The sequence below is a fragment of the Leifsonia sp. 1010 genome (genome assembly GCF_031455295.1).
Taxonomy (GTDB): domain Bacteria; phylum Actinomycetota; class Actinomycetes; order Actinomycetales; family Microbacteriaceae; genus Leifsonia.
In genome coordinates, this window is record NZ_JAVDSL010000001.1 from 247961 (window position 1) to 263246 (window position 15286).

A 15286-nucleotide genomic window follows, 5' to 3' on the forward strand; every position below is an offset into this window, starting at 1 on the left:
TGGGGATGGTGCTCATTCGGCTCTCCTTGTCGTGTCCGGGCCTGGTAGCGGTGATGGCGTTGGCCAAGTGCGCCGGTTGTCGGAGCTGATTTCGACCAAGTGTTCGCGGCAGCGGCAACTACTCCTTGTTGCGGTAGAGGACCATGGTGATGGGACCGAAGACCGCGACGAGCAGCGCTGACGAGACGAGCACCCACCCGATTTCCCCGGTGGGCACCGAGCCGTGCATCAGGCCGCGTACCACGGTCGCCAGGTGGGTGATCGGGTTGACCTCGACGACCGCCTGCAACCAGCCGGGCATCGTCTTCGGGTCCACGAAGATGTTGCTCACGAACGTCAGCGGGAACATCACCATCATGCTGACCCCGGCCACCGAGTTCGGCGTGCGCAGGATTAAGCTGAGCATCGTCCACAGCCACGACAGGCAGAACGAGAACACCAGCAGCAGCACCACCGAGAGCACCACACCGACGGCGCCACCCTCCGGCCGGAACCCTAGGATCAGGCCGAGCGTGATCACGATCGCCGACCCGATCGAGTAGCGCATCAGATCGCCGAGCAGGGCGCCGACCAGCGGGGACGGTCGCCACACCGGAAGTGACCTGAACCTATCGAACATCCCCTTCTGAATGTCGGTGTTCAGCGTTATGCCGGTGTTCATGGTGATCATGACGTTCGCCTGCACCAGGATGCCGGGCAGCAGGAATTGCAGGTACGCCTGTGTCGAACCGGCGAGGGCGCCACCGAACAGGTAGGTGAACATCAGCGTGAACATGATTGGGAACATGGTCACGTCGACGAGCTGTTCCGGGACGTGTTTGATCTTCAGCAGAGCGCGCCAGCCGAATGTCAACGAGGTGCTCACCGGACCGGGTCGGGGCCGGCGCTCACCGGCCAAGAGCACACCGCGCAGCGCGTCCTCGGTGACCGGCGACGCCTGCTCCGCGGACGTGGCATTCATGCGGCATCCTCCTTGGGTGTCTCCTCGGACGGGTGACCGGTCAGGGCGAGAAACACCTCGTCCAGGCTCGGCTGACCGAGCGCGAACTCGGTGACGTCGATGCCGCCGCTGGATAGCTCCGCCAGGGCACGGGCGACCCGCTCGGGGTCGGAGATCCGCGCGGACAGCGCGACCGGGTCGGCGGACGGCTCGGCCGGCGCGTCGAGAGCGGCGGCGAGGACCCGCTCGGCCTCGGCCCGCTGCTCGGGACTACGGAGGCGTACGTGCAGCGAGCCGGCGCCGACCGATGCCTTGAGCTGGCCGCTGGAGCCCTCGGCGATGACCTTCCCGTGGTCGATCACCGCGATGCGGTCAGCCAGCTGGTCGGCTTCGTCGAGGTACTGCGTGGTCAACAACACGGTCGTGCCTTCGGCGACCAAACCCCTGACGATCTCCCAGACCTGGTTCCTGCTGCGCGGGTCGAGCCCGGTCGTGGGCTCGTCGAGGAAGATCAGTTCGGGGGTGACGACCAGGCTCGCTGCGATGTCGATGCGCCGGCGCATCCCGCCGGAGTACTTTTTCACCTGCCGGTCGGCCGCCTCCGCAAGATCGAACGCGTCGAGCAGGTCGGCCGCCCGCTCCCTGCTTCGGCGGCGTGAGTAGCCGAGCAGCCTGGCGAGCAGCAACAGGTTCTCCGCCCCGGTGAGGTCCTCGTCGACCGACGCGAACTGCCCGGTGAGGCCCACCCTGCTGCGCACCGCCTGGGCATCACGCACGACGTCGTAGCCGAGCACTTGCGCCTCGCCGGCGTCAGGGTGCAAGAGCGTGGCCAACATGCGGATCGTGGTGGTCTTGCCGGCCCCGTTGGGACCGAGTACGCCGTACACGCCCCCGGCGCGCACGGCCAAGTCCACACCGGCGACCGCGCGGGTCTTGCCGAAGCTCTTCTTCAACCCTCTCGTCTCGATGGCGAGCTTTCCCATGGGTTCGACTCCTTCTCTCGGTTGCGAACCGATTGGTGAGCTAGTCAAACTTGACTACTTGGCCAGAGTAAACGAGGAGGAAACCTCTAGTCAAGGTTTATTAGAAGCGCATCTTGAGGGGATCGCGGACCGTTCGCCACGAACCCGGATCATCGGCCATGGTGTAGGCACCCCCAGACAGTCGTTTGCTCAAGCTCTTCGCCCATTCCAGTTCGGTGCGGGCGTGTCCCGCCCATAGTTCGGCCTGATCGCGGACGTGCTCGGGAATGTGCGGGTTCGGGTTCTCCCACCCCCTGGCCTGCCCTTCGAGCTCCGCTTCCAGGCGCGCGACCCGCTCGTTAACGTGCGCGATGGCATCTGTCCTGGTCAGCATAGGCAACATGGCGATGGCCGCGTCGCGCATAGTGGGGTCATGGGTTCGACGCAGACCATCGCGGACCAGTTCGACTATCTCGTCACGTCCCCGATCTGTCGCGCGGTACAAAACGCGCTCCGGCCCGGAGTTGCCCGGCTCGGCGTGTTCGGTGAGGAGGCCATCAGCCGCCGCCTTTTTCAGCGCGTGATATATCGAGCCGGGCTTGATGTTGGCCCAAATCTCCGCACCCCAGCTCTGCAGTTCGGACCGCACCTGGTAGCCATGCGCGCCGCCGGAGAGGTGCACGATACCGAGTACCAGGAGCTTCGTCGCCGACATACGCCCACCTCCGCTCAACCTGCTCGAACTCGCTCCGCTTGCGCGCCGCCAGGATGGTGTCAACTCCCGCCAATACTAGGATCCCTCCTGGTCCGTGTGGTGTCGGCACTGACCTACAAACGGTGCTGGTGGAGACTTCCAAAGCCAATTGGGTCTGTATTTGGATTGGCGGCGACGTCGAACAAGCTGCCCGGCATGATCCGCAGCGGATGGCACCGGCGAGCGTCGCGGTGGATGCGAGCACCTGATCCAGGAGGCTCTCGCCGTTGCCCGGTTCGAGGTGCAGGTCCAGGACCAGCAGCGTGATGGCCACCGCGAGGACGCCGTCGGTGAACGCTTCCAGTCGCACCTTGGTCATCGCGGCCTCCTGGTCGTCGCCGTTCGAGGTGGCCACACCTTAGCCGGGCGGACACGCTCCGTTCAACGATCGCGATCGTTGCGTTCACCTCCCCTTTCCCTTGCATACCGCCGGCTTCGGTAGCTTCCGTCTCTGTGCGACTTCTCAGAACCCGAACCGTGGCGGTCCTCGCCGCCACCGCGACCGCCGGCACCCTGGCGCTCGCCCTCCCCACCGCCGCGCAGGCCGCGGCGACGCCCGACGTGCGGATCACCGAGTGGATGTACAGCCCCGGCACCACCGGCGGCGAGTTCATCGAGCTCACCAACCTCGGCACGACGCCGGTCAGCCTCACCGGCTGGTCCTTCGACGACGACAGCCGACTGCCCGGCACAGTCCCGCTGGACGGGCTCGGGACGCTGGCGTCCGGCGAATCCGCCATCATCACCGAGTCGACGGATGCCGCCTTCCGGACCGAATGGTCGCTCGGCGCCGACGTGAAGGTGCTCGCCGGCAACACGACCGGCCTCGGCCGCGCCGACGAGATCAACCTCTTCGACGGCCCGGATGCGGTCGCGAACCTCGTCGACCGGCTCACCTACAACGACCAGGGCACCGGCACGGTGAAGGGCCCGCGCACGCAGGGGAAGTCGGGCGTGCCGACCACGGCCGCTGCGCTCGGCGCCAACGACGCCTCGCAGTGGCAGCTCTCCGCCGTCGGCGACGCGGAGGGGTCGTGGGCGTCGGTCAGCGGCGACCTCGGCTCGCCGGGCAAGAGCCGCTTCGCCCCGGCTCAGCCCGCGTGGAAGAGCATCCACATCAACGAGGTGTCGTCCGACAACACGGCCACCCCGGTCGCGGACGCGATCGAGCTCTCCAACAGCGGGTCCGTGGATGTGGACATCACTGGCTGGCTGCAGATCGACAGCGGGGCCGCGACGGCTGCAACGACCTTTTCGGCCAGCCTCGCCGACGGAACCCCGACGACGGTCGTGCCCGCGCACGGGTACGCGTACTTCTCCTCCACTAAGGGCCTGAGCAGCGGCGGGGACGGCGTCAAGCTCTACCTGCCGGACGGCACGGGAGGCGCCGCCGGCACCCTGGTCGACTCCGTCGACTACACGGCAGGCGAAGCCGGCACCGACGAGGGCAATGGGTTCGGAGCGGGCGCCTACGCACGCTGCCCCGACGGCACAGGATCCTTCGCCTCGGTGGCGACCAAGAGCTTCGGCGCCTCCAACGCCGGCGCGTGCCAGAACGTGCTCACCAACCCTGCCAACGGCGGCAACGGCGGCGGCAACACGCTGACCTGCCAGCCGGAGGCGCCGTCCGGCACGGGCACCCTCCCCGCCGGCGCGGGCACTCCCGTCGCCTGGCCGGGAAGCGCCACCGTCTCGGTCGCCGACTCGCTGTGCGCGTGGGAGACCACCACCGGCCCGGAGGGCCGTGACGTCAGCGGCCTGGTCTTCGACCCGACCAACGCGAACGTGCTCTACAGCGTCAAGAACAAGGGCTGGGTGTTCCGTATGGTGAAGGAGAACGGCCTCTGGGTGGCCGACACGGCCAACGGCTGGGCCGCGGGCAAGCAGATCTTCTTCCCGGGCAGCAGCGACACCGCGACGAACCAGCCGGACTCCGAGGGGCTCACGGTCGGACCGGACGGCGCGCTCTATGTCACGACCGAGCGCAACAACGCCGCCAACACCATCCCGCTCAACTCCATCCTCCGCATCGACCCGACCTCGTCGGCTACGACGCTGGTGGCCACCGACCAGTGGAACCTCACCGCGGAGTTCCCGGAGCTCCACGCCGGGAACAAGACGGAGGCGAACCTGGGCTTCGAGGGCGTGACGTTCGTGCCCGACACCTACCTCACCGGCACCGGCTTCGTCGACCAGTCGACCGGTAAGACCTACCTGCCCTCCGACTACCCGCTGCACGGCACCGGCCTGTACTTCGCCGCTCTGGAGAACGACGGAAAGCTGTACGCGTACGCGCTCAACAGCGACCACACCTTCCACCGGGTCGCCGTGGTGGACACGAAGATGGGCCACGTCATGGACGTGCAGTTCGACGCGGCCACCCAGCGCATCTGGGCGCTCTGCGACAACACCTGCGGCGTCTCCTCCACCGTGCTGAAGATCGACGGGACGGGAACGATCGTCCCGCAGGTCGTCTACAGCCGCCCCGCCGGTCTGCCGAATGACAACCTCGAGGGCTTCGCCCTGGCCCCGGCCTCGACGTGCTCCGGAGGGACGCGCGAGGCCCTGTGGTCGGACGACGGCGTGTACGGCACCGGCCCGGGCAGCCCGACGGAGGGCCACGCCCTCTACAGCGGACGCATCGCGTGCGACCTGCAGCTCGGCGGCCAGGGCGTCTCCGGACCTGCGACGGATCCGGCGGCGATCGCGCTGTCCGCGGGCTCCGGCGCCGTCGGCGACCGCATCACGCTGACCGGCACGCACTTCGCGCCGGGCACGCAGGTCACGTTCGTGTTCAACTCCACGCCGGTCACCCTCGGGACGGCGACCGCCGCACCGGACGGGACGCTGACCTTCGCCTTCTCGGTGCCGACGGTCCCCGCGGGCGCGCACACCGTGACCGCGTCGATCGGCGGGACCGTCGTCGCCTCGGCGGCCTTCAGCGTGACGGCCGCCGGCGCTGCTGGAACCACCTCGTCGACCGGGGATCCGGCCACCGCCCTCGCCTCGACGGGTGCCGACGTGAGCGCGGCGTCGGGACTGATCGCGCTGGCGCTGCTGGTCGGCGGCGGACTGCTGATGCTCCTCCGTCGCCGCGGCCGCACGAACACGACAGAGCAGTGAGGGCTCCGGGGGAGGCGCGGGTCGACCGCGTCCTCCCCCGGTGACCGCCCGCGCACACGTGTTCCGACAGCGAAGACGACTTTTCCAAAACTTTTGACACCCGCATGGGCCGCGCATTTGCTGGATGACGCAACAAATCCGGCGAGGACGCCGCACAGCCGCGGCGCCCCGACGCATACGAAGGAGTATCCGCGTGTCAATTCGTCTCCGAGCCGGCCTCATCACCTCTGCGGTGATCGGGGCCGGAGCAGTGATCCTCTCCCAGGGAGCCGCATTCGCAGCTCCGCCCACCCCTCCCTCCCACCACACTCCGGCCCCGGCGGACTCGCTGCGCGCGCTGGCATCGCAGTCGGGGCTCCGCATCGGTGCGGCCGTCAACACCGATCTGCTCGCCACGAACTCCGAGTACCGGGCGATCGCCGCGTCCCAGTTCTCGAGCGTCACTCCCGAGAACGTCATGAAGTGGGAGGTCGTCGAGCCGACGCAGGGCACGTACGACTGGTCGGCGGCTGACGACCTCGTCTCCTTCGCACAGCAGAACGGGCAGCTCGTGCGCGGGCACACCCTGGTCTGGCACAGCCAGCTGCCCGCGTGGCTGAACGCCGCTGCGCCGTCGATGAGCTCCGACCAGGTGCGCGCGCTCCTCAAGAAGCACGTCGTGGACGAAGTCACCCACTTCAAGGGCAAGATCTGGCAGTGGGATGTGGTCAACGAGGCGTTCAACGACGACGGGACGCTGCGCGACACCATCTGGCTGCAGAAGCTCGGACCCGGCTACATCGCCGATGCCTTCCGCTGGGCGCACGAGGCCGACCCCCGGGCCCTGCTGTTCTACAACGACTACAACATCGAGTTCACCGGTCCGAAGAGCAACGCGGTCTATCAGCTCGTCAAGGACCTCACGGCGCAGGGCGTGCCGATCGACGGCGTCGGCTTCCAGACCCACCTCGACAGCCAGTACCCGCTCCCGGACCTGCAGAACAACCTCCAGCGCTTCGCGGCACTGGGGCTGAAGGTCGCCGAGACCGAGGTGGATGTGCGCACGACGCTGCCGGTGACCCCGGTCGAGCAGAACGCCCAGATCGGCGGGTTCACGTCCACCCTCCAGGCCTGCCTCGCGGTGCGGGCGTGCCTGTCGTACACGGTGTGGGGCATCGGCGACGCGTACTCATGGGTGCCCGATGTCTTCCCGGGCGAGGGCGCGGCCACGATCTACGACGAGAACCTCCAGCCCAAGCCCGAGTACACCGCCCTGCAGCAGACGCTCGCGCTCGCTGCGGGCACGCCGGGACGAAACGACCCGCGGCGCTGAGTCACATAGGGAGTCACGGAAGGGGCCGGACGATGCGTTCGTCCGGCCCCGCACCCTGCGCCGCGCCCAGGTTGCGCTGCTATGGTTCCCGAGCCGGCAGTGCGCCGGCTTCAGGGAAGACGCCTCGTTGACAGATGGATCTCCGGATCCGGCCACGACTCGTCGCCTCCTCTGTGCAAACAAGAGGAGCGCCATGCCCGCGTCCGTGAAAGCCGTCGTCTACTGCGAAGGACTGTTCGGGAGGCTCGACGGCAAGACCGCCAACGGTCTCGTCCGCCATTCCGAGAAGTACGAGATTCTGAGCGTCATCGACAGCACGCGTGCGGGCGGCGACGCAGGCGAGGTCCTGGACGGCGCACCGAACGGGATCCCGGTGCTCGCGAGCCTGGACGCATCCCTCGATCGTGCCGGCTTCATCCCCGACACCCTCATCTTCGGGATGGCACCCACCGACGGCCTGCTGACCGCCGACCACCGCGCCGTGCTCCTCGACGGCATCGACCGCGGGATGAACCTGGTCAACGGACTGCACGAGTACCTCAACGACGACGCCGAGTTCGTCGCCGCCGCCCTCGTGGCCGGTGTGACGATCGAGGACGTGCGGCGGCCGAAGGAGATCGCGGAGCTGACGCTGTTCAGCGGCCGCATCTTCGACGTCACGTGCCCCCGCATCGCGGTGCTCGGCACGGACGGGTCGGTCGGCAAGCGCACCACGGCCACCCTGCTCACCCAGGCGCTGAACGCGCAGGGCATCCGCGCCGTGATGGTCGGGACCGGGCAGACGGCGCTGATCCAGGGCGCCCGATACGCGGTCGCGCTCGACGCCACGATCCCCCAGTTCTGCTCCGGCGCGGTGGAGGCGCAGGTCGTCGCCGCGTTCGAGGAGGAGGACCCGGACGTCATCATCGTCGAAGGCCAGGGTGCCCTGAGCCACCCCGCCTACCTCAGCTCGGGCGCCATCCTGCGCGGTAGCCGGCCGGAGGGCGTCATCCTCCAGCACGCCCCCGGGCGCGTGATGCTGGGCGACTTCCCGATGATGCCGATGCCGACGGCCGCGAGCGAGATCGCGCTTATCCAGGCGTTCAGCGACACCAGTGTGATCGGCATCACCATCAACCACGAGGGTCTGACGGCGTCCGGGATCGACGACACGATCGCCGAGCACGAGGCCCAGCTCGGCCTCCCCGTCACCGACCCGCTCACCCGTCCGCTGGAGGAACTCGTCGACATGGTGCTGCTCGCCTTCCCGCAGCTGGGTCTGCGCGGCGAGGCGCTCGCCGGTGCCGCGAGCACGGAGTCCAGCCTGGCGTAGTCGGTGGCCCGGAATACACTTCCGCCATGGCCATCGACGTCCTCCCCGCCACCGGCCGCTTCGACGACTTCGCGACCTTCATGGTCCCGAGAAAGCCCGGCGGCGGTGGATGCGTCTGCATGTCATACCGCGACTCCCGCCTCGACATGCCCGGACGGATCGAGTACATGCGCGCCGAGTGCTCGTCGGAACCAGGCCCCGGCGTTCTCGCGTACCTCGACGGCGAGGTGGCGGGCTGGTGCTCGGTCGCCCCGAAGTCGACGTACCGCCGGCTGATGAACTCCCGCACCATCCCGCACCTCGACGAGGAGCGGGATCCGTGGTCGATCGTCTGCTTCGTCGTGCGCGGCGGTTTCCGCAAGCGCGGCCTGATGCACGACCTGCTCGACGGTGCGGTCGAGCACGCCCGCGTATCCGGTGCGGCGCTGGTCGAGGGCTACCCGGTCGATACCGGCGGCGAGCGCGTGGATGTGATCAGCGGCTACGTCGGAACGGTCGAGCTCTTCGAGAAGCACGGCTTCTCGCGCGTGCTGGCCACGGACGCCCACTCGGGCGGCCGGGTGCGCTGGCTGATGCGGCGCGAACTCGGCGCCTGAACGACGAAGGTGGGTCAGCGGAGACCTCCGCTGACCCACCTGTCGTGTGTCGGGTTACTCGGTTGCGCGGCGGCGGCGGATCACCAGGAAGGCGGCTCCGGCGCCGAGCAGGAGCACGGCGATGATGCCGGGCGCGACGAGGTCGCTACCGGTGAACGCCAGGCCGGGGCCCGGGTCGATCGGTGTGCGGGTGTCGCAGGCGCCCGACGGGTCGCACGACCCGCCGTCCACGGCCGGGTCGACGGTGTTGACCAGGCGGTGGTTGCCCGCCGCCGGGTTGTTGACCGTCACCGAGTACGTGACGTCGATCGTCTCGCCGACAGCCAGCGGGCCGGCCCAGGAGAGCACGGTGCCGCTGAGGGTGGCTCCGTGCGTCGCGTCGCCGTTGTAGTGGGCGTCGTCGAGCACGTCGCTCATGTTGTCGGTGAACTTGGCGGGAGTGCTCGCGGTGTAGGCGAACTCACCCGTGTTCGTGACGGTGACCGTGTAGCTGACCACGGCTCCCGGCTTGACGGTGCTGGTCGTGGAGACCGTCTTGTGCACCGTGTACGAGGCGACCGGGGTGTTGGTCAGGCAGCTGCCCGCCGGGTCGCACGACCCGCCCGGCCCGGTGGGCATGACCGCGTTGACCAGGTGGTGGTTGCCCGCATCCGGGCTGTTCACCGTCACCGAGTACGTGACCTTCACCGTCTGGCCGACCGCGAGCGGACCGGCCCAGCTGAGCGTGTTCCCGGTCACGGTCGCACCGTTGCTGGCGTCGCCGTTGTAGGCGGCGTCGTCGAGCACGTTGGTCAGGTCGTCGCTGAAGGACGCCGGCTCAGCCGCCGTGTAGTCCGCCTTGCCCGTGTTGACCACCGTCACCGTGTAGGTGATGGTGCCGCCGGGGTTGACGGTCTGCGAGGACGCGGCCTTGGCCACCGTGAACGACCCCGACGGGATCTGAACGGTGCACGCGGCGTTGTCGGTGCCGGCCGGGCAGTCGCCACCGGGCGGGGTGACGACCGTGTTGGTGATCACCTTGTCGCCCGCGTCCGGGTCGTTGACGGTCACCGAGTACGTGACCGTCACCGTGTCGCCGACGGCGATGGCGCCCGACCACGACAGCGTGGGCGCCGCGTAGGTCGCTCCCGCGGTGGCGTCGTTGTTATAGGTGGCGTCATCCAGCACGGCCGACAGGTCGTCGGTGAACGAGGCCGGGTCGGTGGCCGTGTAGTCGACCTGTCCGGTGTTCTTCATCGTGATGGTGAACGTCACGGTGTCGCCGGGAACCACATCGGTCTTGTCGGCCGCCTTGGTCACGATGAACGCCTGCAGCGGGTTCGTCGTGGTGCAGTCGCCCGGGGTGGCGCAGCCGCCGCCGTCGCCTGGGGGCGCCGTGACCGTGTTGGTCAACGTGCCGTCACCCGTACCGGGCGGGCCGGCGAGCACCTGGTAGGTGATCGTCTGGACAGCACCGACCGCGAGCGGACCGGACCAGGTCAGCGTGGTGCCGTTGACGACCGCGCCGTTGGTGGCCGAGCCGGCCACGTACGTGGCGTCGTCGAGCACCTTCGAGAGGTCGTCGGTCACCGATGCCGGGGCGGCGGCCGTGTAGTCGGCCTGACCGGTGTTGGTCACCGTGACCGTGTACGTCACCGTGTCACCCGGGTGCACCGGGCCGGCTGCCGACGAGGCCTTGGCGACCGTGTACGACTGCACCGGGGTGGTGGTCGTGCAGTCGCCTGCCGTGACGCAGCTGCCGCCGCCGCCCGGGACCACCGCGTTGGTCAGCGTGTGGTCGCCGGTGTCAGGCGTGTTGACCGTCGCCGTGTAGGTGATCACGGTCGTGGCGCCGGCCGCGAGCGCGCCGGACCAGGACAGCGTGCTCCCGGTGATGGTCGCTCCGTTGTCCGGGCCACCGGTGATGGTGGCGTCATCCAGCACCGCCGACAGGTCGTCGGTGAAGCCGGCGGGATCGGCCGCGGTGAAGTCAGCGGTGCCCGTGTTGGTGACCGTGACCGTGTAGGTGACCGTCTCGCCCGGGTTCACCGCACCGGCCGGCGACGCCGACTTGGCGGTGGTGAAGGAGCGCACATCCGTCGTGGTCGTGCACTCCCCCGCCGGGTCGCACGACCCGCCGGGACCGGTCGGGCGGACCGTGTTCCGCAGCTCCTTGTCGCCGGTGTCCGGGTTGTTCACCGTCACCGTGTACGTGATCACGACCGTCGCGCCGGCCGCGAGCGGCCCGGACCACGACAGGTCGTTCCCGCTGATGGTCGCTCCGTTGTCCGGACCGGCGGTGACCGTCGCGTCGTCGAGGACCCGGGACAGGTCGTCCGTGAAGCTGGCCGGAAGGGCGGCGGTGTAGTCGCGGGCACCGGTGTTGGTGACCGTCACCGTGTACGTGACCGTGCTGCCCGCGGTGACCTCCGTCGTGGACGCGGTCTTCGCGACCGTGAAGGAGCCCGACGGGATCAGCACGATGCAGTCCGGGTTCGTCGACCCGGCCGGGCAGTCGCCGCCCACCCCGGGCGGGGTGACCACGGCGTTGTCCACGTGCGAGTCTCCGGTGATCGGGTCGTTCACCGTCACGGAGTAGGTGATCGTGACGGTGTCACCGACAGCGAGGGCGCCGGACCACGACAGGGTCGGAGCCGCGTAGGTGGCACCGCTCGTCGCGTCGTTGTTGTACGTGGCGTCGTCGAGGACGGCCGACAGGTCGTCGGTGAACGAGGCCGGTGCAGCGGCCGTGTAGTCGACCACGCCGGTGTTCTTCACCGTGATCGTGTAGTTGATGGTCTGGCCGGGCACGACATCGGTCTTGTCGGCCTTCTTGGTCACGCTGAAGGCCTGCACGGGGGTGGTCGTCGTGCAGGAGCCGGCCGGGTCGCAGCTTCCGCCGGTGCCCGGGACGACGGCGTTCGTCAGCACCCCGTCGCCGGTGCCGGCGGCTCCGACGGTCACCGTGTAGGTGATCGTCTGCGTCGCGCCCACCGCAAGCGGGCCCGACCAGGCGAGGGTGGTGCCGTTCACGGTCGCCCCGTTGGTGGGTCCGGAGCTGATCGTGGCGTCATCGAGCACCTTCGACAGGTCGTCGGTGAACGAGGCCGGGTTCGCGGCCGTGTACGGCCAGGCACCCGTGTTCTTCACCGACACCGTGTAGGTGACGGTGCCGCCCGGGTGGGCGACCGCGGTCGAGGCGGTCTTGGTCACCGTGTAGGACGGGTCGGAGAAGGTGACGGTGCTGCTGCCCGGCTCGTTCAGGCCGACCGTTGTCACGTTGTCCGGTCCGTTGGTGAAGCTGCCCGCGACCGGGGAGGTCACCTGCGCCGTGATGGTGCACGAGGTCTGCCCGGCGGCGAGGGTGCCGTTGGTCACGGCAACGCTCGTGCCGCCCGCGACAGCGGTGGTCGTCGCGTTACAGGTGCCGCCCACCGTGCCGTTCGCCAGGGTCAGGCCGGCAGGCAGCGTGTCGGTGAAGCCCCAGCCCGCCTTCGAGGCGAGCTCGCTGGTGTTCGTGACCGTGAAGGTCAGGGTCGACGTGCCACCGGTCGGTGCCGCCGCCGGGCTGAACGCCTTGTCGAGCTGCGGGGTCACATCCAAGACGCGGATGTTGTCGAACGCAGCGTCGTTGCCGGCGCCGGACCCGTTCGCGTTCTGCATCCGGATTCCCAGGGAGGATCCGTTGAAGAGCACCGACCCGTTCGACGTGTAGGTGCCGACCTTCACCGGCTGGGCACCGATCGATCCGTTCGCGGGGACGTTCACGGACGCCGTCGAGGTGCAGGCGTTCAGGATGCCGCCCACATTGGTAGCCGCGCCTCCCTGGTCCAGGAAGGCGAACTGGTACAACGGCGCAGAGACCTGACAGTTGAGGGCCGCCGTGTCGACGCTGAAGGTCAGGAAGCGACCCGACGAGGATGCCAGCGGGATATTCGTCGCCGTCTGGAACTCGGTCGAATTCGTGCCGGGGTTGTTCTCGGTGTAGGCCGTCACGGCGTGGTTGGTAGCAGGCGTGGCCGAACCGGCGTGAACGCCGAGCGCGTACGCCAACTGGTTCAAGCGCGCAGTCTCGGCCTCAGCCGTGCAGTTGCCGAGCGTCGTCGACGGCGTGTTGAAGTTGCGGATCTGGCCGTTGCAGTTGGCCAGCCAGAGAGGATCGGCGGTGTACTTCTGGCCTCCGGCGCCGGTGTACGCAGCGAGCCCAACCGGGGCGTTACCGACACCGGTCTCGAACCTCTCCTGGAACGCGACCGTCGGCGCCTGCGCCGTTCCGGGTGTTCCGGGCGCAGCCGCCGCGGGCCCTGCGGTGACGATGAGTCCGGTCGTGGCCAGCGATGAGACGGTCAGCGCCAGTGCGCCGATTGTCGCCATCAGCCGCAGCCGTCGCGATCGCAAGCGCGGCAACAGACCGAGCCTGCTCTTCCTACTGTTCTCCTGCGTCTCCACAGAGGCCTCCCCGAATGTGCGGAGGGGGCGCACGGTCCCCCACGTCTAGCAGTCAGCTAATCGGGCGCGACACGCCCAGGTCACGGCGGCGACCGAAAGTTCACCCCCGAGGGTGAGAAATTCCCTACCTACTACCCCCTAACGGGGTACAGTGCTCGGCGCCGCGGTACGGCAATCGGCGTGCTCCCACGGCCCTCGATCGGGTGTCAGGGGCCGGAACACGTCCGCCCGCCTCCACGGGATGATCGGACCGACGGCACGCCTGGCAAGCTGTTTCCAGTGAGCGAGAGATGACCGCTGAGATACCTGAGCACGCGAAGACGGAACCGATCGACCCGCGGCAGAGGCCGTACGATCTGCCGGTCCTGGTGGCCGAGACCGGTGCGCGCGACGGGTGGCAGGCGGCAGCCGCGGTGGTGGAGAGGCACTGGGACGCGTTCGCCAGCCAGTCACCCCGACACCTGCTCGCCGCTCTGAAGGCGCTCCCCGGCGAAGCGTTCGTCAACATGCCCAGCCTGAGTGTGGCAGCGAACTACCTGCAGCACGTCGTGATCGACGGCGAACCGCGGCGGTTCTTCCACGACGGGCGACTCACCCCGAGCCCTGACCCGGAAGCGTCCGCCACCCTGGACACGCTCATCCTGCTCACCGGTAAGGCGGCCGCTGATCGCACGGCCGGCAGGCTGGAGGAAGGGCGGCGCACCGTCCTGGAGGCGAAGGCCGTCCTCGACAGGATCGATTCGGCGGGCCGCTCCGAGTACGTCACCTCACTGCCGCATCTGCGCTTCCAGTGGGGACGCACCCTCGACGCGGCCGACGCAGCCGGTGCGATCGCCGAATACGAGGAAGCCTACGATCTGGCGCGGCTCACCGGGCAGCCGGTCATCGCCCGACGAGCTGCCGGGCACATCGCGTGGTCGCACGCCGACCGCGGTCGCCTCAACGACGCCGATCTGTGGCTGGCCCGAGCGCAGGCGGAACCGGGGGCCAACGGTCGATACGACGCCATCCTGTTCCTGACCTCCGCACTGCTGAAACAGGACAGACAGGACCACACCGCCGAAATGGAGCTCGGCCGCGCACTCGGCCTCCCGCTCGGTGAGCAGTGGGCCGCCGCCCTCTGGGTGTCCGCGCTGCTGGCGCACGGCAGACCGGGCGCATCCTCCGTCGACGCACGTCTCGAGCGAGAACTCGACCGGCATCCCGAAGTGCACCTCGGAGGAGCTGACGCACGCTACGTCAAAGCTGCGCGCGCCCGACTCGCCCGAGTCAGGCCACGCTTGCGCCAGCAGGTGGCTCTCCTGTCGACGGGTACCGCTCTCGACCCGCTGCTTGACGCATCCCACGCGTATCTCGAAGGCCGGTTCGCGGATGCGCTCGCCCACAGCGAGGAAGCCCGGAACCTGACCGCCGCTCCGCGGGTCGAGGCTCCGGCGCTGCTGCTGGCGTCGGCCTCCCATCACGCGCTCGGACACGTCCCGACCGCGGCTGAGCTCTTCGGATCGGCCAATGCGATCATCCGGCAGGAGCGGATGTTCAGCGCCTATTCGTTCATCCCTGCGCGCACTCTCGGGCTCCTCGCCCAGCATGCCGGCGAGCCCATCCACGGCCGAACGCACACGGCAGGGGAGGACGCCACCCTCCCGAAGCTCACGAAACGCGAGCAGCAGATCCTCGGCCTGCTCGCCAGCGGACTTTCCACTCAGCAGATCGCCGCCGAGCTCTACATCAGCCCGAACACGCTCAAGTCCGCCATGAGGGACCTCTATCGCAAGCTGGGGGTGAACTCCCGCGCCGCCGCGGTCCAACGAGCCAAACGGGCCGAACTGTCCCACGCCCGCGAACACTGAGCAGTCGCC

General features: G+C 68.8%; 9 protein-coding genes and 1 pseudogene. 5 read left to right on the plus strand and 5 right to left on the minus strand.

Features of this window, described 5'->3' with window-relative positions; genetic code table 11:
- Positions 1-118 precede the first annotated feature (118 nt).
- The 4 genes and pseudogenes from J2Y42_RS01205 to J2Y42_RS01220 all read right to left on the minus strand — a co-directional run.
- Positions 119-961 carry an ABC transporter permease gene (locus tag J2Y42_RS01205; RefSeq protein ID WP_309854022.1) on the minus strand — a complete coding sequence of 281 codons (843 nt, stop codon included), beginning with the start codon at positions 959-961 and terminating at the stop codon, positions 119-121.
- The gene (locus J2Y42_RS01210) at positions 958-1923 is read right to left on the minus strand and encodes an ATP-binding cassette domain-containing protein (RefSeq protein WP_309854025.1); all 966 of its coding nucleotides are present in this window, start codon (positions 1921-1923) and stop codon (positions 958-960) included. The genes J2Y42_RS01205 and J2Y42_RS01210 overlap by 4 nt, the downstream gene beginning before the upstream one ends.
- Before the next feature lie 100 nt (positions 1924-2023).
- Complete coding sequence (locus J2Y42_RS01215) at positions 2024-2617, minus strand: PadR family transcriptional regulator (RefSeq protein ID WP_309854028.1); 594 nt, start codon at positions 2615-2617, stop codon at positions 2024-2026.
- Between the two features lie 244 nt (positions 2618-2861).
- Positions 2862-2975, minus strand: a pseudogene (locus tag J2Y42_RS01220) (TMEM175 family protein); the annotation flags it as partial.
- Positions 2976-3133: 158 nt separating this feature from the next.
- On the opposite strand from J2Y42_RS01220, the gene J2Y42_RS01225 reads away from it, so the two are divergent.
- From J2Y42_RS01225 to J2Y42_RS01240, 4 genes are all read left to right on the plus strand, one after another.
- Positions 3134-5779: a lamin tail domain-containing protein gene (locus J2Y42_RS01225; protein WP_309854032.1), complete on the plus strand. Its 2646-nt coding sequence runs from the start codon at positions 3134-3136 to the stop codon at positions 5777-5779.
- Positions 5780-5972: 193 nt separating this feature from the next.
- Positions 5973-7091 (plus strand): endo-1,4-beta-xylanase, encoded by a 1119-nt coding sequence (locus J2Y42_RS01230; protein WP_309854034.1) that lies wholly within the window; start codon positions 5973-5975, stop codon positions 7089-7091.
- A 193-nt stretch (positions 7092-7284) separates the two neighbouring features.
- Positions 7285-8403 (plus strand): DUF1611 domain-containing protein, encoded by a 1119-nt coding sequence (locus J2Y42_RS01235; protein WP_309854037.1) that lies wholly within the window; start codon positions 7285-7287, stop codon positions 8401-8403.
- A gap of 26 nt (positions 8404-8429) precedes the next feature.
- Positions 8430-8999 (plus strand): GNAT family N-acetyltransferase, encoded by a 570-nt coding sequence (locus J2Y42_RS01240; protein WP_309854040.1) that lies wholly within the window; start codon positions 8430-8432, stop codon positions 8997-8999.
- A gap of 54 nt (positions 9000-9053) precedes the next feature.
- Here J2Y42_RS01240 and J2Y42_RS01245 read toward each other — a convergent pair whose 3' ends face one another.
- The gene (locus J2Y42_RS01245) at positions 9054-13352 is read right to left on the minus strand and encodes a hypothetical protein (protein ID WP_309854043.1); all 4299 of its coding nucleotides are present in this window, start codon (positions 13350-13352) and stop codon (positions 9054-9056) included.
- A 365-nt stretch (positions 13353-13717) separates the two neighbouring features.
- Here J2Y42_RS01245 and J2Y42_RS01250 point away from each other — a divergent pair, with 365 nt between their 5' ends.
- Positions 13718-15277, plus strand: coding sequence for a helix-turn-helix transcriptional regulator (locus tag J2Y42_RS01250; protein WP_309854046.1), 1560 nt, complete (start codon positions 13718-13720; stop codon positions 15275-15277).
- Positions 15278-15286: the final 9 nt, after the last annotated feature.